Source organism: Xanthomonas vasicola, assembly GCF_000772705.2.
GTDB classification, from domain to species: Bacteria; Pseudomonadota; Gammaproteobacteria; order Xanthomonadales; family Xanthomonadaceae; genus Xanthomonas; species Xanthomonas vasicola.
On sequence record NZ_JSBW02000039.1, the window covers coordinates 158306 to 175451 of the forward strand.

Annotated in this window: 20 protein-coding genes and 1 other RNA gene; 10 read left to right on the forward strand and 11 right to left on the reverse strand. The window is 63.7% G+C overall.

Going from position 1 to position 17146, the window contains the following annotated elements; translation table 11 throughout:
- Window positions 1-41 precede the first annotated feature (41 nt).
- On the forward strand, window positions 42-584 hold the full coding sequence (locus NX05_RS10110) for a type 1 glutamine amidotransferase domain-containing protein (protein ID WP_039433290.1): 543 nt from the start codon (window positions 42-44) through the stop codon (window positions 582-584).
- 115 nt (window positions 585-699) lie between these two features.
- Here NX05_RS10110 and NX05_RS10115 read toward each other — a convergent pair whose 3' ends face one another.
- From NX05_RS10115 to NX05_RS10145, 7 genes are all read right to left on the reverse strand, one after another.
- A complete protein-coding gene (locus NX05_RS10115) occupies window positions 700-1296 on the reverse strand; it encodes a YceB family lipoprotein (RefSeq protein ID WP_017118875.1) in 597 nt (198 codons plus the stop codon).
- A gap of 55 nt (window positions 1297-1351) precedes the next feature.
- Window positions 1352-1894, reverse strand: coding sequence for a hypothetical protein (locus tag NX05_RS10120; RefSeq protein ID WP_039433291.1), 543 nt, complete (start codon window positions 1892-1894; stop codon window positions 1352-1354).
- A gap of 57 nt (window positions 1895-1951) precedes the next feature.
- Window positions 1952-2293 (reverse strand): DUF3861 domain-containing protein, encoded by a 342-nt coding sequence (locus NX05_RS10125; protein WP_017112486.1) that lies wholly within the window; start codon window positions 2291-2293, stop codon window positions 1952-1954.
- Between the two features lie 57 nt (window positions 2294-2350).
- Window positions 2351-2989 carry a M23 family metallopeptidase gene (locus NX05_RS10130; protein ID WP_039433292.1) on the reverse strand — a complete coding sequence of 213 codons (639 nt, stop codon included), beginning with the start codon at window positions 2987-2989 and terminating at the stop codon, window positions 2351-2353.
- Window positions 2990-3095: 106 nt separating this feature from the next.
- Entirely contained in the window at window positions 3096-3521 is a 426-nt protein-coding gene (locus tag NX05_RS10135; RefSeq protein WP_010369315.1) for an HU family DNA-binding protein, read from the reverse strand.
- Window positions 3522-4076: 555 nt separating this feature from the next.
- Window positions 4077-4937 carry a pyrroline-5-carboxylate reductase gene (gene proC, locus NX05_RS10140; RefSeq protein ID WP_039433294.1) on the reverse strand — a complete coding sequence of 287 codons (861 nt, stop codon included), beginning with the start codon at window positions 4935-4937 and terminating at the stop codon, window positions 4077-4079.
- A gap of 44 nt (window positions 4938-4981) precedes the next feature.
- Window positions 4982-5674: a YggS family pyridoxal phosphate-dependent enzyme gene (locus NX05_RS10145; protein WP_039433295.1), complete on the reverse strand. Its 693-nt coding sequence runs from the start codon at window positions 5672-5674 to the stop codon at window positions 4982-4984.
- 412 nt (window positions 5675-6086) lie between these two features.
- Between NX05_RS10145 and NX05_RS10150 the strand changes: the two genes are divergently transcribed.
- The 3 genes from NX05_RS10150 to NX05_RS10160 all read left to right on the forward strand — a co-directional run bounded on the left by NX05_RS10150 (window position 6087) and on the right by NX05_RS10160 (window position 9351).
- On the forward strand, window positions 6087-7124 hold the full coding sequence (locus NX05_RS10150; RefSeq protein ID WP_003489919.1) for a type IV pilus twitching motility protein PilT: 1038 nt from the start codon (window positions 6087-6089) through the stop codon (window positions 7122-7124).
- A 112-nt stretch (window positions 7125-7236) separates the two neighbouring features.
- Window positions 7237-8367 carry a PilT/PilU family type 4a pilus ATPase gene (locus NX05_RS10155; protein ID WP_010369335.1) on the forward strand — a complete coding sequence of 377 codons (1131 nt, stop codon included), beginning with the start codon at window positions 7237-7239 and terminating at the stop codon, window positions 8365-8367.
- A gap of 309 nt (window positions 8368-8676) precedes the next feature.
- The gene (locus NX05_RS10160; RefSeq protein ID WP_017117396.1) at window positions 8677-9351 is read left to right on the forward strand and encodes a YitT family protein; all 675 of its coding nucleotides are present in this window, start codon (window positions 8677-8679) and stop codon (window positions 9349-9351) included.
- A gap of 152 nt (window positions 9352-9503) precedes the next feature.
- Here NX05_RS10160 and NX05_RS10165 read toward each other — a convergent pair whose 3' ends face one another.
- Both NX05_RS10165 and NX05_RS10170 read right to left on the reverse strand, forming a co-directional pair.
- Window positions 9504-10400 carry a DUF72 domain-containing protein gene (locus tag NX05_RS10165; protein ID WP_039433296.1) on the reverse strand — a complete coding sequence of 299 codons (897 nt, stop codon included), beginning with the start codon at window positions 10398-10400 and terminating at the stop codon, window positions 9504-9506.
- Between the two features lie 36 nt (window positions 10401-10436).
- Window positions 10437-11009: a DNA-3-methyladenine glycosylase I gene (locus NX05_RS10170; RefSeq protein ID WP_010369343.1), complete on the reverse strand. Its 573-nt coding sequence runs from the start codon at window positions 11007-11009 to the stop codon at window positions 10437-10439.
- Between the two features lie 290 nt (window positions 11010-11299).
- On the opposite strand from NX05_RS10170, the gene NX05_RS10175 reads away from it, so the two are divergent.
- The 6 genes from NX05_RS10175 to NX05_RS10195 all read left to right on the forward strand — a co-directional run bounded on the left by NX05_RS10175 (window position 11300) and on the right by NX05_RS10195 (window position 14983).
- Window positions 11300-11866, forward strand: a complete 567-nt coding sequence (locus NX05_RS10175; RefSeq protein WP_010369349.1) for a YqgE/AlgH family protein — start codon at window positions 11300-11302, stop codon at window positions 11864-11866.
- Window positions 11859-12326, forward strand: coding sequence for a Holliday junction resolvase RuvX (gene ruvX, locus NX05_RS10180; RefSeq protein WP_010369353.1), 468 nt, complete (start codon window positions 11859-11861; stop codon window positions 12324-12326). Before NX05_RS10175 ends, ruvX begins: the two co-directional genes overlap by 8 nt.
- A gap of 13 nt (window positions 12327-12339) precedes the next feature.
- Window positions 12340-13287, forward strand: coding sequence for an aspartate carbamoyltransferase catalytic subunit (locus tag NX05_RS10185; RefSeq protein ID WP_010369356.1), 948 nt, complete (start codon window positions 12340-12342; stop codon window positions 13285-13287).
- 61 nt (window positions 13288-13348) lie between these two features.
- Window positions 13349-13424: non-coding RNA, sX9 sRNA (locus NX05_RS22315), on the forward strand.
- A 375-nt stretch (window positions 13425-13799) separates the two neighbouring features.
- Window positions 13800-14234 carry an OsmC family protein gene (locus tag NX05_RS10190; protein ID WP_039433297.1) on the forward strand — a complete coding sequence of 145 codons (435 nt, stop codon included), beginning with the start codon at window positions 13800-13802 and terminating at the stop codon, window positions 14232-14234.
- Window positions 14235-14386: 152 nt separating this feature from the next.
- Window positions 14387-14983 (forward strand): glycine zipper 2TM domain-containing protein, encoded by a 597-nt coding sequence (locus NX05_RS10195; protein ID WP_017112239.1) that lies wholly within the window; start codon window positions 14387-14389, stop codon window positions 14981-14983.
- A gap of 301 nt (window positions 14984-15284) precedes the next feature.
- Here the strand turns inward: NX05_RS10195 and NX05_RS10200 are convergent, their stop codons facing one another.
- Together NX05_RS10200 and NX05_RS10205 are read right to left on the reverse strand one after the other, a co-directional pair.
- Entirely contained in the window at window positions 15285-16166 is an 882-nt protein-coding gene (locus NX05_RS10200) for a PhzF family phenazine biosynthesis protein (RefSeq protein ID WP_039433298.1), read from the reverse strand.
- A 31-nt stretch (window positions 16167-16197) separates the two neighbouring features.
- Complete coding sequence (locus NX05_RS10205; RefSeq protein ID WP_039433299.1) at window positions 16198-17076, reverse strand: PhzF family phenazine biosynthesis protein; 879 nt, start codon at window positions 17074-17076, stop codon at window positions 16198-16200.
- Window positions 17077-17146 lie beyond the last annotated feature (70 nt).

A 17146-nucleotide genomic window follows, 5' to 3' on the forward strand; every position in this document is an offset into this window, starting at 1 on the left:
GCGCTTCCTAGGGTTTAGGCTTCTTTTACGAGGAGCCCCACATGTCTTATTCGCTCTCCGGCAAGACCGTCGCCGTGCTGGCCACCGACGGCTTCGAGCAATCCGAACTGATCGAACCGAAGCGCCTGCTGGAATCCTGGGGTGCCAAGGTCGAGGTGATTGCACCTGGCGATAGCGCGAAGATCCGCGCCTGGAATCACACCGATTGGGGCGATTCGGTAGGGGTCGATAGGCAGCTCGGTCAGGCGACAGTTGATCCTTATGACGCACTGGTGTTGCCTGGCGGTGTGCTCAATCCAGATACGCTGCGGACCGACAAGCAGGCAATCGCATTCATTCGCGCGTTTTCTACTGCACACAAGCCGGTGGCTGCGATCTGCCATGGGCCGTGGTTGTTGCTTGAAAGCGACTTGGTCCGCAATCGCCAAGTCACCTCATGGCAGTCGGTGAAGACGGACCTGATCAATGCCGGCGCGCATTGGCAGGATGCCGAAGTGGTGGTCGATGGTCAGCTGATTACCAGCCGCAAGCCGGATGACATTCCCGCATTCGCCGCTGCTGTGGCAAAGGCATTGTCAGCATAAGTTTGCATAAACACGATCTTGCGTTCGACACAAAAAAGCCCGGCGCTGCTGCGTCGGCCTTTCTAATGTACAGCGTTGTGCGGCTGTCACCATCAACGCTGGGAACGAAGCTGACTTACTTCCCAGACAGCGCGGCCGCCGGCACCATTTGCTCGATATTCTGGTTGAAGTTGACCGCAACCCGCCCGTTCTGGATACCGACCGATTCCACCTGCACTGCGCCCATGACCGATGCAATTGCCGGATCGATCCGATAGATCGGTTCCTTGCGCGCGTAATCGGCTAGCCAGGTATTGAGCAGCTGGCGAGTGCTGTGGTCGAGCTTTGCACCCGCGTGGGCGGGGCGGAAGTCATCGATGCTGGGTTGGTCGAGATAAAAGCCTTGCTTGGCCACGTCGTAGCGTAGCGCGCTGGTCAAGGTCACGTTGCCGACCGGGGCAGGAGCGCCGCCGGCGGTTGCGACGGCAAGATCGAACGCCATCTTCAGGCGATCGCCTGGCGGCAACGACAGCGCCGGGTTGCTGACCGTCATCGCGACCAGTCCGCCCAGCGCGTCGTGTGTTTGCGGGAAGCGGCCACCCAGATATTGCTGCAGGTCGCTGGCCTGCACGCTGATCTGTTTTCCCTGAATCTGCGGCGCGGCCCAGGCGCCGGTGATGGGCATTGCCAAGGCGAGAGCGAGCATGGATCCGGCAAGCGAACGCAGTTTCATCGGGTAACTCCGGCAACAGGTGACATCACATTAGTCGGCGCCGGTGAACCACGGGTTAGCGCAGCACCGGTTGCAGCGTGGCCGAATAGATTTCCCAGCTGTCGCTGCCGGCGCGGGGCTGCAACCGGTATGCGCCAACCAGGCGCTGCGTACCGGTGGTGGTACGCACCGTCAATTGCACCGGCACTTCGATGCGCTGTGGCGGATGCGCCTGATCCAGCGCAATTGGTGGATCGTTGTTGATGCGCAGCGACTGGATATTGCCGATCGCACGCAAGGCAGCATCGTCCGGCACCGGGGAGGGGCGGCCGCCGGTCCATAGTGCATCGGCATCTGCGCGCGCCGCTCCGGGCAACGCGCCGAGATAGCGTTGGACGGTGGCGCTTGCTTGGGCGTAATTGGCCAGCGCGATGGCATCGTTGGGATCAGTCGCAGGTGCTGATGCTGCGGGTGCGTCGCCTGCATTGCCGGTATTTACCGGGTGCGATGCGCTCGCAGCTTGCATCGCCGACGCATCGCTTGCCTGCGGGTCCGCGCTGCGATGACAGCTGCAACCAGACAATGCGGCTGCCACGACAATCGTTCCCATCCAGCGCATGGCACGTCCCCTTCCCCGAGGCGCGCAGTGTAGCGGTTACGTGTGGCGATGCGGCCTTCAGACTCCGGTTGCGGGCTGCACTCGCTGTAGGCGTTCCAACAGCAACTGCAGTTTGGGACGCAAGGCGTCCAGTGCGTCGCTGGGTCGTGCGCGTGGGCGAGCGGCCAGGTCTTCCAGCAATTGCGAGCCCACGGTGAGTGCCGCGCATTCGTCGCTGCTCAGGTCGCGGCGCAGGTGTAGCTCTTCGAGCAGGCGCATCCAATCGGCGCGCGAGCGTTGTTCGAATTCGATGGTGCAGCGGTCGTCACAAGGGCGGCCGTCGTTTTCGATAGGCGTGACCGTGATGCGATAGCGTTTGCGGGACATATGGGTCGCGTCGTTCTGGGCTGTGCTCACCATAGGCGCAGGACGCAACCGTCTCGATAGCGCGGGCCATGACGCAGTGTTCCAGCGTGATCAATTTGCCGGGTGTGGTGCGGATTTGCGCAGGAGCGGCAGCGGATCGTACGCACTGTTGCGTCCATAGACACCATAGTGTAGATGCGGCGGCGTGCCGCGCGCGTTGCCAGTGGTGCCGACGATGCCGAGCGGTGTGCCGGGCTTGACCACATCGCCGACTGAAAGGCCGGCAGCCCAGTCATCCAGGTGCGCGTAGTAATGCCGCTCCATCGCCGGACCCAGAAGCCAGACCTGTTTGCCGCCCAGGCCCTGGTCGCGAATGGCGCTGACCACGCCGCGCGTTGCCGCCACCACTGGTGTGCCGCGTGGCGCGAAGATATCCACGCCTGCATGCGTGCGGTCGCGGCCACGGGGTGCGCCAAAGGTGTCGGCGATCTGTCGCGCACGCACGCCTTTTACCGGCAGATGCAACTGCGCGGGCGGCGGCATCTGCGACAGCTCCCAACTGGTACGGAGTTGATTGGCGATCGGCAGTTGCCAAGCCCAGCGCGCGGCCACGGCCAAAGAGCACAGCAGCGCAACCGTGACCACCACGCTGCGCAGCCGGCGTGCCGGGCTGCCCGTCGCCGGGCGTGGTGACGATGGCGGAGTGTTCGAGGGACCGGTCACAGGCACCTGCAGATGGCGAACCAGCATGCAGGGTAGGGCAGTGTCGATGAGCGGTGTGTGCTGCGCACGGCGGCGCGACTGCAAAAAAAAGACGGCCCGCAGGCCGTCTTCGTGACACCGGATGCGTGCTCGATTAGAGCGCGGCGTCCTTCAACCTCTTCATCACGCGGGACTTGAGCTTGCTGGTCGCAGGCTTGGCGGCAAAGATCTGCTCTTCCTTGGTGAACGGGTTGATGCCCTTGCGCTTCGGCTTTGCCGGCACGTGCACGGTGGTCAGCTTGAGCATGCCCGGGATGGTGAAGGTGCCGACGCCCTTCTTGCTCAGCGAGGCGTGTGCGGTGGCTTCCAGCGACGCCAGCACGGCGCGCACGTCCTTCGGAGCCAGCTGGGTGCTTTCGGCAATGTGCGCGACCAGGCCGGTCTTGCTCAGTGCTTCCTTGATCGGCTTGGGTGCAGCGGACTTGGCAGCAGCTGCCTTGGCCGGCTTTGCGGTCTTGGTTGCGGCGACCTTTTTCACTGCCTTCTTGGGGGCAGCCTTCTTAGCGGCGGTTTTTGCCATGAGTGATGTGTTCCGTATTCGTGGTGGTGATGGGTCTGCCGACCCAGTCGGCAACGCGAAATGTAGGGCAAGTGCTGCGCGCCGCCAATAGGCAAACGATGAAACAACACGAAAAAAGCGTCTTTCGACGGGGATTCGTTCACCAGTGGCAGAAAAAGACGCACAAAACGTATCGCCTTGACCGCGCAATGCGCGCGTTCGCTGCATGTCTGACGCACAGCAGCAGATCGTTTGCGCGAGGAAAGGCAGTGACGTACCTGCGTGGTGATGGTGCAAGCAGCCGATGTGGGCAGCTGTTTAGCAGTGCGTGTAGCAGGAACATGCGCCGCCGATGTGACTGACATCGATTGCAAGCGCTGGCGCGCGCTCCATTACCAGAATTCCAGGGGTTTCCGGCGCCATGCAGCGTTTCCTCTCTCTCGCCCTGTATCGACCTGTGTTTGGCCAAGGGCGCTGGCGCGGCCTGTCCAGCCACGTAGTCACATTATTTCGTCTTGCAGTGCACGCCGTACCGAACAGGCGCGTGGTGAAACACGCAAGTTTTGCGGCGTCTCACTAATCATTGGCAGCCGACAAACTGCGGCCGCGTTCGGTAGCTGCGGCAATTGCGTTGGCGGTAAGCGCTTCGAAGCCGCCGGCCTGGAATGTCTCCATGGCGGCGTGGGTGGTGCCGTTGGGCGAGGTTACGCGGCGACGCAAGACATCCGGTGCTTCGCCCGATTCGGTGAGCATACGCGCGGCGCCGAGCAATGTTTGCAGCACCAGCGTGCGTGCAGTGTCTGGGGGCAGGCCCTGTGCTTGTGCGGCAGCCTCCATCGCTTCGGCCAGCAAAAAGACATAGGCCGGTCCGCTGCCGGAGACCGCAGTCACCGCATCCATCTGCGCTTCGTCCTCTATCCACACGGTGACGCCGGCGCTGTCCAGCAGTCGGGTTGCCTGCTTGCGTTGCGCGTCGGAGACGCGTGCGTTGGCATACAGCCCGGTGACGCCGGCGCCGAGCAGGGCGGGGGTGTTGGGCATGGCGCGCACTACAGCGACATCGCCGCCCGACCAGCGCTGCAACTGCGTGGCGGTGATGCCGGCAGCGATGGAGACCAGCAGCGGTTGTTGTGCCTGGGCTAGATCGGCCAGCTGCCCACAGACTGCTGGCAAGACCTGCGGCTTGACCGCCAAGACCCAGGTCGCCGCAGCGTCGACTGCGGTGCGCGCATCTTCGACGACCTGCACGCCGAAGTCGCGCGCCAGTGCATCGCGCAGCTCAGCCACCGGTTCGGCCACACGGATGCTGTCAGCCGGCGTGCCTTGCCGGATCAGCCCAGCAATCAGGCTGCGCGCCATGTTGCCGCCGCCGACGAAGGCGATGCGCGCAGCGTCGGAAGATGAGGAAGAAGGCGTGGACGCGACAGGCGTGGTCATTGCAGCACCTTTAATAAGAGATCGATATGGGGAACGCGATGTGGTCAGGCGGAGGCAGCCGGCGACTGGCCGCGCGCGCCGAACAAGGCCGTGCCCACACGCACCATGGTGGCGCCGGCCGCAATCGCTTCGGCAAAATCCGCGCTCATGCCCATCGACAAGGTGTCCACCTGCCGGTGACGAGTTTTGAGTTGCTCGAACAGCGCCTGCATGCGCGTAAACGCGGCCTGGCGTCGTGCCTGCTCGGGAAATGGGGCAGGAATCGCCATTAGCCCGCGTAGCTGCAAGCGCGGCTGCAGTGCGATCGCCTCGGCCAGGCTATCGATCGCCTCCGGCGCGCATCCGTGTTTGCTGTCCTCGTCGTCGATGTTGAGCTGGATCAGCACATTCAAGGGCGCGCGGTCGTCCGGGCGGTGGCGTGCCAGCAGCGGAATCAATTTGGCGCGGTCCACCGTCTGCACCCAATCGAAGCACTGGCTGGCCAGTTCGGCCTTATTGGATTGCAGGTGGCCGATCAAATGCCATTCCAGCCCCAGCGCACGCAATTGGGCGATCTTGGCCTCGGCTTCCTGCACGTAGTTTTCGCCGAAGGCGCGCTGGCCTTGCGCGGCCAGCCCGGCCACAGCCTCGGCCGGCTTGGTCTTGGACACCGCCAGCAGCCGTACGTCGGTACGCGCATGTGCGGCAGCGGCGGCGTGGATGGCGTCGAGAATTTGCTGCAGCGACGAAGCCGGCACGTGGCATTCCGGAGAAGGATGGGAGGGCTATAGTGCCGCCCGCCGCCCTTTCCTTCCAGCTGACGGCTTGCCGTGCGTACATTGATACGACGGCGCCGCGCCTATATGCACGTTGTGTCTGGGCGCGCGGTTAGCCTCAAAGCCCCAGCTCCTCTTCAGTAGCTAGGCGTCCGGCTGGGGCACAGGCGTCTCGTACAATTCCGACCAAGACCCCGACTCAAGTGGAGGCCGCGGCAGCGCAGACGCCGCGCCCGGCAGGCGCTCCGCCCGTACCGGGCGCAAGGCAACCGTTTCAGCCAGCCCCACCCGCGGCCGGCCTGAAGCGGCCCGGGCCGCTTCCCGCCAGCAGCCAGAACGCTATACTGCCGGCCGGGGAGTACCTTCCAATCGCAGCCTAGGGGAAAAGCAGCGCATGGATATCGCTGAACTATTGGCGTTTTCTGTCAAGAACAAGGCATCGGACCTGCACCTGTCTGCAGGGCTGCCGCCGATGATCCGTGTCGATGGCGATGTCCGCCGCATCAATATTCCGGCGCTGGACCACAAGCAGGTGCACGCGCTGGTCTACGACATCATGTCGGACAAGCAGCGGCGCGATTACGAGGAATTCCTCGAAGTCGACTTCTCGTTCGAAATTCCGTCGCTGGCGCGTTTCCGCGTCAATGCGTTCAACCAGAACCGCGGCGCCGGTGCGGTGTTCCGTACCATTCCGTCCGAAGTGCTGACGCTGGAAGACCTGGGCTGCCCGCCGATTTTCCGCCAGTTGATCGACCAGCCGCAGGGCCTGATCCTGGTGACCGGCCCGACCGGTTCGGGCAAGTCGACCACGCTGGCCGGCATGATCGACTACATCAACAAGAACGAATACGGGCACATCCTCACCGTCGAGGACCCGATCGAATTCGTGCACACCTCGCAGAAGTGTCTGATTAATCAGCGTGAAGTGCACCGCGATACGCACGGCTTTAACGAAGCGCTGCGCTCGGCGTTGCGCGAAGACCCCGACATCATTCTGGTCGGCGAATTGCGCGACCTGGAAACCATCCGCCTGGCGCTCACCGCTGCGGAAACCGGCCACTTGGTGTTCGGCACCCTGCACACCAGCTCGGCGGCCAAGACCATCGACCGCATCATCGACGTGTTCCCGGCCGGCGAGAAGCCGATGGTGCGCTCGATGTTGTCCGAATCGCTGCGCGCAGTGATTTCGCAGGCGCTGCTGAAGAAGGTCGGCGGCGGACGTACCGCAGCGTGGGAAATCATGGTCGGCACCCCGGCCATCCGCAACCTGATCCGCGAGGACAAGGTGGCGCAGATGTATTCCTCGATCCAGACCGGCCAGCAATACGGCATGCAGACGCTCGACCAGCACCTGCAGGACCTGGTCAAGCGCAGCCTGATCACGCGCAACCAGGCGCGCGAGTACGCCAAGGACAAGCGGATATTCGAGTAGCAGGGATTGGGGATTCGGCATTGGGGATTCGCAACGGCGATTTCCCGGCCGGACCCCGCTCTTGCGAATCCCGAATCTCTACTCCCGAATCCCTGCTCCAGAGGAGCACGCCATGAGCACCATCGACTTCACCTCCTTCCTCAAGCTGATGGCGCATCAGAAGGCGTCGGACCTGTTCATCACCTCGGGAATGCCGCCGGCCATCAAGGTGAATGGCAAGATCAGCCCGATCACCCAGACGCCGCTGACTGCGCAGCAGAGCCGCGATCTGGTGTTGAACGTGATGACGCCCTCGCAGCGCGAGGAATTCGAAAAAACGCACGAGTGCAACTTCGCCATCGGCGTGTCCGGGGTCGGACGTTTTCGCGTGAGCTGCTTCTACCAGCGTAATCAGGTGGGCATGGTGCTGCGCCGGATCGAAACGCGCATCCCCACCGTGGACGAGCTGAGCCTGCCGCCGGTGATCAAGACGCTGGCGATGACCAAGCGCGGCATCATCATCTTCGTTGGCGCCACCGGTACCGGTAAGTCGACTTCGCTGGCTGCGATGATCGGCTACCGCAACCAGAATTCCACCGGGCACATCATCACCATCGAAGACCCGATCGAGTTCGTGCACAAGCACGAGGGTTGCATCATCACCCAGCGCGAAGTCGGCATCGACACCGACAGCTGGGAAAACGCGCTGAAAAATACCCTGCGCCAGGCGCCGGACGTGATCATGATCGGCGAGGTGCGCACCCGCGAGGGCATGGATCACGCGATCGCCTTCGCCGAAACCGGCCACCTGGTGCTGTGTACGCTGCACGCCAACAACGCCAACCAGGCGATGGACCGCATCATCAACTTCTTCCCGGAAGATCGCCGCAACCAGCTGTTGATGGATCTGTCGCTCAATCTCAAGGGCGTGGTCGCGCAGCAGCTGATTCCGACGCCGGACGGCCGTAGCCGCCGCGTGGCGATGGAAATCATGTTGGGCACGCCGCTGGTGCAGGATTACATCCGCGACGGCGAGATCCACAAGCTCAAGGAGATCATGAAGGAGTCCACCAACCTGGGCATGCGTACCTTCGATCAGAGCCTGTTCGAGCTCTACCAGGCCGGCGAAATCAGCTATGAAGACGCGTTGCGCTACGCCGACTCGCAGAACGAGGTGCGCCTGCGCATCAAGCTGTCGCAAGGTGGCGATGCCAAGACCTTGTCTCAGGGCCTGGATGGTGTGGAGATTGCCGAGGTTCGATAAGGACTGCGGCAGTCACGCAGGACGTGCAGTAGGTAAAGATTCCAACCCGGCCCGCAGTGGGGCGAGATCTGATCGCGGGTGCCAAGTGGACGAGCCGGTCGCGGTGGTATTGCGCCATTGAACTGGAAGCTGGCTTTGCGGTTGGTCGCACGCATCGCACCGGATGACTCAAGCCCGGCTGCGCTGCGCACCGGCGTGCTGAGGTTTCAGATGTCACCGCGCCAGCCGATAGTGTTTAATGTCCGCACCCCACTGCAGTCCCCACCCGTGAGCCTTCCCGATTCCGATCTCTGTCCGGAGCAAGAGCCGTTGCCCGACGACGGCGCCGTGGTGACATCCGGTCCGTTAACCCCGCCGCCTGATTCGGCTGGGACTGCCGCCGACGACCACGCTTTCCACCATTCGGTTGCAGAGGATGTGCAAGGCATGGTGTTGGCGACCCTGGTCGCATCGCTTGGTCTGGCCATCTTTGCCAAGGGTGGCTTGATGATCGGTGGCATGGCGGGCGTGGCCTTCTTGCTGCACTACGCGCTGCACTGGCATTTCGGGCTGGTGTTCGTGTTGGTCAATCTGCCGTTCTACTGGCTGAGCGTGCGCCGCATGGGCTGGGAATTCACCTTGAAGACCTTTGTGGCGGTGGGTGCATGCGGGGCGCTCACCGACCTGCTGCCGCGCTGGGCCGAGTATGCGCACGTCGAGACGCTGTTTTCGGCGATCGTCGGTGGCGCGCTGGCGGGGTTGGGCATCCTGTTCTTCATTCGCCATCGCGGCAGCCTGGGTGGCATCGGCATCCTGGCGGTGTACCTGCAGCGCGAGCGTGGCTGGAGTGCCGGCAAGGTGCAGATGAGTTTCGACGCGATGTTGATGCTGGTCGCATTCTTCGTGCTGACGCCGGATAAGGTGCTGTATTCGGCCATCGGCGCGTTGATGCTGAGTTTGGTGCTGATGTTCAATCACCGCCCGCATCGTTATATGGGTCTGTAACGTCTGCCGACGACCGCTTGAGTGGTAAACAGGCCGCGAGCAGTTACCAGATGGGCGTGGCTGGGCACAGGAGCCCGAGCGTGCGAGTGGTGCATGCCGCTGCGAGTATTATCCGTGTGCGCCTGGGCGGCGCAGTCGGTTTGTTCGCTGTTCTAAGTGCCTTCGCGTGGCGGGCAATCGGTAGGCAATTGCAGCCGTTGCATCAAACCGCGCGCATCGAACGGCGCATGCACCTTCATGTCGTTGTCGAAGTAGCAGTAGACATCGCGCGAGGCGCGCTTGCGCGCAGGTGCGCCGACGCGTGCCGCATCGTCCGGTTCGCCGCCGCTGGCCCAGGCGGCAATGCGTGCCGCCCAGCGATCTAAGGCACTATCGCTGTAGCCGCTGGCGTACAACTGCGCATCGCCATGCAGACGCAGATAGACGAAATCGGCGCTGACGTCTTCCAGATACGGAAATTTCCCCGCAGTGTCGGCAACTACCACGGCAACATTGTGCCGCCGCAGCAGACGCATACAGGCCAGATCGCAGAAGCTGTCGTGGCGCACTTCCAGTGCGTGACGGATCGGCCGCTGATGATCGATCGCCAGTGCGCTACGGCCCTGCATCAGCGCAGTGTCGCGCTTGCGCGCCAGTGCCAGTGCCACCTCGCTATCGCGCGGCAGGCTGCTCAGAAACGCATCCAGCAGATCGCCATCGAAACGTAATGTTGGCGGTAGCTGCCACAGGATCGGTCCAAGTTTGGCGCCCAGCCGCAGCACACCGGAGGCGAAGAAGTTGGCCAGCGCCTGGTCGCAATCGCGCAGGCGCTTCATATGGGTGATGAAGCGTGGGCCCTTGACCGAGAAGACAAAGTCGTCCGGCGTTTCGTCATGCCAGCGCTGGAAGCTTTCCGGACGCTGCAGGGAATAAAACGAGCCATTGATTTCCACACTGGGAAAGCAACCTGCGGCGTACTCGAGCTCGCGCCGCTGGGCCAGGCCGGCCGGATAAAACGTGCCGCGCCAGCGCGCATAGCGCCAGCCGGAAATGCCAATACGAATCGCCATGTCGCGAGCATTTCGTGTGCGGTGTGCAAGAGGTGTCTAGCCGCGCTGGACCGTGCGCGTTCTTTTGGGCTTGTGCGCCTGTATCCACGGTGGTGCCAGTGGCTGGATCTGCGCAAACACCGGGCAGTCGGCATGGTGCGCACCGGGCAGGTAGCCCAGGCTCATCAGGAACTCGCCGGTGATTTCGCCGCCGGTGAAGCGGAAGGTCTTCTTGAACAGCTTGATCCAGGCCGGTTTGTCAAGCGGATGGTGTGCGTCCAGCCACTGCGCGAAGCTGCCGTGCGTGGCGCGCAAGCTCTGGATGACCTGTGCGTTGTGAATTGCCGCCAGCACCTTGAGGCGATTGCGGATGATGCCGGCATCGCCCATCAACCTGGCGATGTCGGCGTCGCCGTACGCGGCGACGGTGTCCACGTCAAAGCCGTCATAGGCCTGCTGGAAATTGACACGCTTACGCAGGATGGTTTCCCAGCTCAGTCCAGCCTGGTTGATTTCCAGCACCAGTCGCTCGAACAATTCGCGTTCGTCGCGCTGCGGAAAGCCGTATTCGTGGTCGTGGTAGTGCCCATGAACCGGATGGCCCGGGGCGATGCTGCAATAACCGCTCATGAGTGTGCCTGTGATGGTGGAGCAGGAGGCGAATCGCATGCCGGCAGCGGCGACATCGGGGCGACGAAGCAACTGGCGGATTGATCGGTTCGCCATTTGCACAGCTGCACCGCTTTCGGCTGCATCACCACTTGCACCCGTTGCGATCAAGCTGAACGCGCCGGTCAGGTGCAGCAGATGGACAACGGCAAAGCGCGCTGCCCCGGAAGCATTGATCGCTGCAAGGTGCCAGCAAACCCCAGTATGGCAGCAGCTCTGCGCGCGGCGAAGCGAACGGCTAGAATGCGGCCATGTCTGTTTTGTCCACGCCTCTGGCCAACCAACTGCTGATTGCGCTTCCGGCGCTGTCCGACCCCACCTTTTCGCGCAGCGTCGCGCTGATCTGCCAGCACGACGAGAACGGCGCCATGGGCGTGCTGGTCAACCGACCCTCCGAATACACCTTGGGCGAAGTGTTGGCGCAGATGGGCATCGACACCGACGATGAGCCGCTGCGCGAGCAGATCGTGCTCAGCGGCGGGCCGGTGCACCCGGAGCGCGGCTTTGTGATCCACGACGATGCGCGCGAATGGGATTCCAGCCTGGAAGTGGGGCAGGGCGTGTTCCTGACCACCTCGCGCGACATTCTTGAGGCCATGGCGGCCGGCAACGGCCCGCGCAATGCGCTGGTGGCGCTGGGCTGCGCCGGTTGGGGCGCAGGCCAGCTGGAATTCGAACTGGGCGAGAACAGCTGGCTCACCGCGCCGTCGGATGCCAATGTGCTGTTCGCCACCGCGCTGGAAGATCGCTGGCAGACCGCCGCCGGGCGTATTGGCGTGGACCTGTTCCGGCTTACGGATTATTCCGGGCATGCCTGAGGCGGGCGTGATCCGTTCCGATGGCACGGTACTGGGCTTCGACGTGGGGTCGCGCCGGATCGGCGTCGCTGTCGGCACGGCTCTCGGTGCGGGCGCGCGTGCGGTCGCCGTCATCAACGTGCATGCCAGCGGCCCCGACTGGGTTGCGCTGGACCGCGTGCACAAGGAATGGCACCCCGACGGCCTGGTAATCGGCGACCCGCTGACACTGGACGACAAAGACCAACCTGCACGCAAGCGCGCGCATGCGTTCGCCCGCCAACTGCGCGAGCGCTACGCGCTGCCGGTTGTGCTGATCGACGAGCGTTCCAGCTCGGTTGAGGCCGCGCAGCGTTTCGCGCGCGAGCGCGCCGATGGGCGCAAGCGCCGCCGCGATGCCGAAGCGCTCGACGCCATGGCCGCTGCGGTGATCGTCGAACGCTGGTTGGCTGCCCCCGACCAAGCCACCCTTCTTCCTTGACTCCCGACCTGCGATGACCACCATGCAACTCGATTCGGACGGACGCCTGCGTCACCTGCTCACCCTGGAAGGACTGCCGCGCACCACGTTACTGCAATTGCTTGACCGCGCCGGCCAGATCCGCGATGCGGCGGTGGGGCGTGTGGGCAAGCGCAGTGTGCTGGCGGGCACCGCGGTATGCACGCTGTTCTTCGAACCCTCCACGCGCACGCGCAGTTCCTTCCATCTGGCGGCGCAGCGGCTGGGCGCGGACGTGCTCAATTTCGATGCCTCCACCTCATCCACCCGCAAGGGCGAAACCGCGCGCGATACGCTGAAGAATCTCGAAGCGATGGGCGTGCGCGGCTTTGTGGTGCGTCACCCCGACGACGGCGCGGTGGAAGCGATGGCCGCCGCCGCAGGCGAGGGCACCGCGTTGATCAATGCCGGCGACGGACGCAGCGCGCATCCCACCCAGGGTCTGCTCGACATGCTCACCTTGCGTCAGGCCAAGGGCACTGATTTTTCCAAGCTGAAGGTGGTCATCGTCGGCGACGTCAAGCATTCGCGCGTGGCGCGCTCGGACCTACATGCCTTGCGCACGCTGGGCGCCGGCGAAATCCGCGTCTGTGGCCCGGCGAGCCTGCTGCCCGACGACGATATGCTGGATGGCTGCGTGGTCGGCCAGGATTTCGATGCCATGCTCGAAGGCGCCGACGCGCTGATGATGCTGCGGCTGCAGCGCGAGCGCATGGAAGAAGGCCTGGTGCCATCGCTGGAGCAATACCACACCGAATACGGCCTGACCCGCGAGCGTTTGGCACGCGCCGGCCGCGATGCCGCAGTGCTGCACCCGGGCCCAATCAACCGCGGCGTGGAAATCACCGATGAAGTGGCCGATGGCGCGCAGTCTTGTGTGCTGCGGCAGGTCGCCAACGGCGTCGCCGTGCGTATGGCTGTGCTAGAAACTCTGCTGTGCTAAGAGCAACCAACAAAGCGACTGCGCTTACGCCAGGCGGGCGCGGCCGGTGCTCAGAATCGGCATATATCACTCGTACACTGCGGTTCCTGCGCGCCGTCCGCACTCACCTGACGGCCGCTCGCTACGTCTCGTTGGCCGCTCTCAAAACGGCTGCGCAGTCGCTTTATTTGACGCGCCAAGAGCTGCAACGCGACTGCACACTTAACGGGCGATCGCGTTTGATCTTTGAATCGTTAATTGCGAAGAGACAGCGCCTTTTTGACGAACGCACACCTGATCCGCTCCGCGGTCGCGTTCGATGCGCAACTTCATGAGTGCAGACAAACCGTCGCTTGCTGCCGGACGCACTCCGCAATCTGCTCTTGCGATTTCCGATTTCCGATTTCCGATTTCCGATTTCCGATTTCCGATTCCGATTCCGATTCCGATTCCGATTCCGATTCCGATTCCCGCACCATCAGCTAACGCTCACTCGCCTATCGTGACGGCTCCTCTCAGCGCAGGAGATCGCAATGGGTATTTCACGTCACGCCACCGCTCACTGGGAAGGCGACCTCAAGACTGGCAAGGGCCAGCTCAGCAAGCCGCAGAGCGGCTTGATGGACAACACCCGCTATGCCTTCAGCAGCCGCTTCGGCGACGAGAGGGGCACCAATCCGGAAGAGCTCATCGCCGCTGCGCATGCCGGTTGTTTCACCATGGCGTTGTCTGCCCAGTTGACCGAAGCCGGCTTTCCGCCGACCTCGTTGGATACGCGTGCCGATGTGGATTTGTCGATGGAAGGCGGCCCGCAGTTGTCGCAGATCCGTCTCAAGCTCAAGGCGGTGGTGCCGGGCATCGACGAAGCCACGTTCCGTGAGCTCGCCGATACCGCCAAGAAAAATTGCCCGGTGTCCAACGCGCTGAGCGCCGTGCCGATCAGCCTGGAAACCGAGTTTTCCAGCTGATACCAACACCGCTGCGACGCGCCGGCACACGTACCCGGCGCGCGCAGCTGGCGGAAACCTGAATAGGGCTTTTCAAGGCCGGTTTGGTTCAGGGCGGTTTCACTGGCACAGGCCGAGCATCGGCAGCGTGTCCTCCCTATGAAGCTGCCGCAATGAAAACTCTTGTGCTTGGTGCTCTGGTGATGGGTCTGGTCGTGGCGGGTAATGCCACGGCACAGCGCTATGACAGCGGCTACAGCAATTACGGCCGCAGCGGCTACGAGGATGGTCGTTACGAATATGCGCGCGTCGTGCGCGTGGATCCGATCATCGTTGCCGATTCTTACAACGAACGCACCAGCGAACGTTGCTACGACCGTCCCGCTAACGGTTACTACACCAGCAACGACGGCTACTACCGCGATGGCTACGGCCAGTCCGGTGTGTCCAATCGCGGTGTCGCCAGTGTTATCGGCGGTATCGCGGGCGCAGTGCTCGGCAGCCAGGTCGGCGGCGGCAATGGGCGTCTGGTAGGTACCGCCGTGGGCACCATGGCCGGCGTCGCAGCGGGCCGCTCGATCTACGAGGCCAACAACCGCACTTACCAGGGCAACGTCAGGGTCTGTGAGCCGGTGTCCTACCGCCGCGAACGCGACCGCGTGGATGGCTACGATGTGACGTACGAATACGCTGGCCGTACGTATCACACGCATAGCGATTACAACCCGGGCGACCGTATCCGTGTGCGCGTGGACGTACGTCCTGACTGATCAGTGCGCGACCCATGTGGTGCCGCTGGCTGATTGCGACATCGGGTTGCACAAGAACGCTGCGGGCAACCGCAGCGTTTTTGTTTTTGCGGCGAGGGTCGCAGGCTGCAGTAGTGCGCTGTCAGTGGTGCTTGGGCGTTGATCGAAGCGATGCACCGGTCTGCATCGCAGGCGTCTGAACGCTGACCACCGGTTGGACGCGCCGCGCTCGTAACCAGCATTTAGCAGCACTGGCTGGCACGGCGCGGTTCTGCCTTGAATCCCGCGCATTGAGTCCGGCGCGGCAGTCTTGTTGCCCGCTCTACGCCCAATCCAACGTGCCGCGAATCACCGTCTGCACCTGACCACCCGACCACACATCGCCGTCGGTATCGATGCGCAGTTCCAGCAAGGCGTCGAAGCCGATTTCGCGGCCCTGGCTGACCACGTGGCGGCGATCGGTGCCGGGCAGTGTGCGTTTGCTGTCCAGCCACGCGGCAAGCACCGCATTGGCCGCGCCGGACGCTGCATCTTCGAAGCGCCGGCCATTGCCGACGAAGGCGCGCACCGCCAGATCGTAGGCGCCCGGAGCGGCGGCGCGGGCATAGGCAAAGACGCCCATGCTGCCGGTGGATTCGGCCAAAGCAGCGATGGCGTCCCAGTCCGGTTGCAGGCCGCGCAACGCGGTTTCGCTGGCCAGTTCCACCACCCACCAGGTGCGGCCGCCGTCCATCAACGCAGGCGGCAACGTGCCCAACGGCCAGCCGTGCAGCGCATCGCGCAGGCGCGGGTCGTCGGCGTGCACCTGCTCGGCTACGCGCGCGCGCGGTGTGCGGATTGCGATGCTGCGGTGGCCATTGCGCTGCTCCACACGCAGCGGCAACTGACCGGCGATACCGTCCTGCACCAGCACGCCCTCTACCGGTGCAGCCAAGCCAGCTTCAAGCACGGCATGGGCGGTGCCCACGCTGGGGTGGCCGGCAAACGGCACCTCTTTTTGCGGTGAAAACATGCGCAGCCGGTAGCTGGTGTGTGCATCTGCGGCGGGAAACACGAAGGTGGTTTCTGGCAACTTGGTCCAGCGTGCAATGGCCTGCATCGCTGCATCGTCCATGCCCTGCGCATCCAGGACTACTGCAAGCGGATTGCCGCTGCCGGGGCGGGCGGAAAACACATCCAGTTGCAGGAAACGGCGAGTGGTCATAGGCGTCGATCCGCAGTCAGGGCGCGGCAGCTTACCAATCGATGCGGCCGTCGATCACCTGAAGCGTCGTTCCGCCAATCCAAACTTCGTCCTGATCGTCCACCTCCACATGGACGCGGCCATCGCGGCCGACCTCGCGGCCCTGGCTGGCGACATAGCGCAATCCGGCCCCGGGCAAACGTCCTTCGCCATGCAGGCGTGCGGCGATGCAGGCATTGGCGCTACCGGTGACCGGATCTTCCGGAATGCCATCGCCGGGGCAGAAGGCGCGAACTACAAGGTCTGCTTCGCCATCGTGCAAGGGCGCATAGATGGCCAGCCCGCAGGCGGCGCTGGCCTGGCTGAGGCGGGCGATGGCGGCAAGGTCCGGGGTTGCCTGCCGCACCGCCTGTGCGTCGGCCAGCTCCAGTAACCACCAGTTCGGGCCGTTGTTCCAAAGCGCAGCTGGCTGCAGAGCCACGCGCAGCTCAGCGCAGGCCGCATGCAATGCGTCGGCGTATGTATCGCCCGTATCGATGGCGCGTGCGCGTGGCGCGCGCAGCCGCACCAACAGGGCGCCGTGCCGGTCGACCACCTCCACCGGCAGCACGCCGGCCGCGCATTGTTGGCGAAGCTGGCCGTCGGGTGTGTAAGCGGTTACGCCGTGGGTCACTGCTGCCCACGCCGCGCCGACGCTGGGGTGACCGGCGAACGGTAGCTCGGCGCGCGGGGTGAAGATGCGGATGTGGTAATCCGCATCGGGCACGCTGACCGGCAGGAAGAAGATCGTCTCGGACAGGTTCAGCCACGCGGCAATCTGCTGCATCTGCTCGGACGACAGTGTCTCTGCATTGAAGACCACGCCCAGCGGGTTGCCGCTGCCGGCCTGGCCAGCGAAAACATCCAGTTGCAGATAGCGGTGCTTGCTCATGGCGGGAAATCTCGTCGAAAGAGGGTGCGCCGATAGTTGCAGTGCAAACCGATGCGGCAGTGGAGGTGGC

Bases quoted from the DNA above. Each gene is read 5' to 3' on its own strand.
- NX05_RS10110 (WP_039433290.1), top strand. From the start codon at position 42: ATGTCTTATTCGCTCTCCGGCAAGACCGTCGCCGTGCTGGCCACCGAC.
- NX05_RS10115 (WP_017118875.1), bottom strand. From the start codon at position 1,296: ATGAAACTGCGTTCGCTTGCCGGATCCATGCTCGCTCTCGCCTTGGCA.
- NX05_RS10120 (WP_039433291.1), bottom strand. From the start codon at position 1,894: ATGCGCTGGATGGGAACGATTGTCGTGGCAGCCGCATTGTCTGGTTGC.
- NX05_RS10125 (WP_017112486.1), bottom strand. From the start codon at position 2,293: ATGGTGAGCACAGCCCAGAACGACGCGACCCATATGTCCCGCAAACGC.
- NX05_RS10130 (WP_039433292.1), bottom strand. From the start codon at position 2,989: ATGCTGGTTCGCCATCTGCAGGTGCCTGTGACCGGTCCCTCGAACACT.
- NX05_RS10135 (WP_010369315.1), bottom strand. From the start codon at position 3,521: ATGGCAAAAACCGCCGCTAAGAAGGCTGCCCCCAAGAAGGCAGTGAAA.
- proC (WP_039433294.1), bottom strand. From the start codon at position 4,937: ATGACCACGCCTGTCGCGTCCACGCCTTCTTCCTCATCTTCCGACGCT.
- NX05_RS10150 (WP_003489919.1), top strand. From the start codon at position 6,087: ATGGATATCGCTGAACTATTGGCGTTTTCTGTCAAGAACAAGGCATCG.
- NX05_RS10155 (WP_010369335.1), top strand. From the start codon at position 7,237: ATGAGCACCATCGACTTCACCTCCTTCCTCAAGCTGATGGCGCATCAG.
- NX05_RS10165 (WP_039433296.1), bottom strand. From the start codon at position 10,400: ATGGCGATTCGTATTGGCATTTCCGGCTGGCGCTATGCGCGCTGGCGC.
- NX05_RS10170 (WP_010369343.1), bottom strand. From the start codon at position 11,009: ATGAGCGGTTATTGCAGCATCGCCCCGGGCCATCCGGTTCATGGGCAC.
- NX05_RS10175 (WP_010369349.1), top strand. From the start codon at position 11,300: ATGTCTGTTTTGTCCACGCCTCTGGCCAACCAACTGCTGATTGCGCTT.
- ruvX (WP_010369353.1), top strand. From the start codon at position 11,859: ATGCCTGAGGCGGGCGTGATCCGTTCCGATGGCACGGTACTGGGCTTC.
- NX05_RS10185 (WP_010369356.1), top strand. From the start codon at position 12,340: ATGACCACCATGCAACTCGATTCGGACGGACGCCTGCGTCACCTGCTC.
- NX05_RS10190 (WP_039433297.1), top strand. From the start codon at position 13,800: ATGGGTATTTCACGTCACGCCACCGCTCACTGGGAAGGCGACCTCAAG.
- NX05_RS10195 (WP_017112239.1), top strand. From the start codon at position 14,387: ATGAAAACTCTTGTGCTTGGTGCTCTGGTGATGGGTCTGGTCGTGGCG.
- NX05_RS10200 (WP_039433298.1), bottom strand. From the start codon at position 16,166: ATGACCACTCGCCGTTTCCTGCAACTGGATGTGTTTTCCGCCCGCCCC.
- NX05_RS10205 (WP_039433299.1), bottom strand. From the start codon at position 17,076: ATGAGCAAGCACCGCTATCTGCAACTGGATGTTTTCGCTGGCCAGGCC.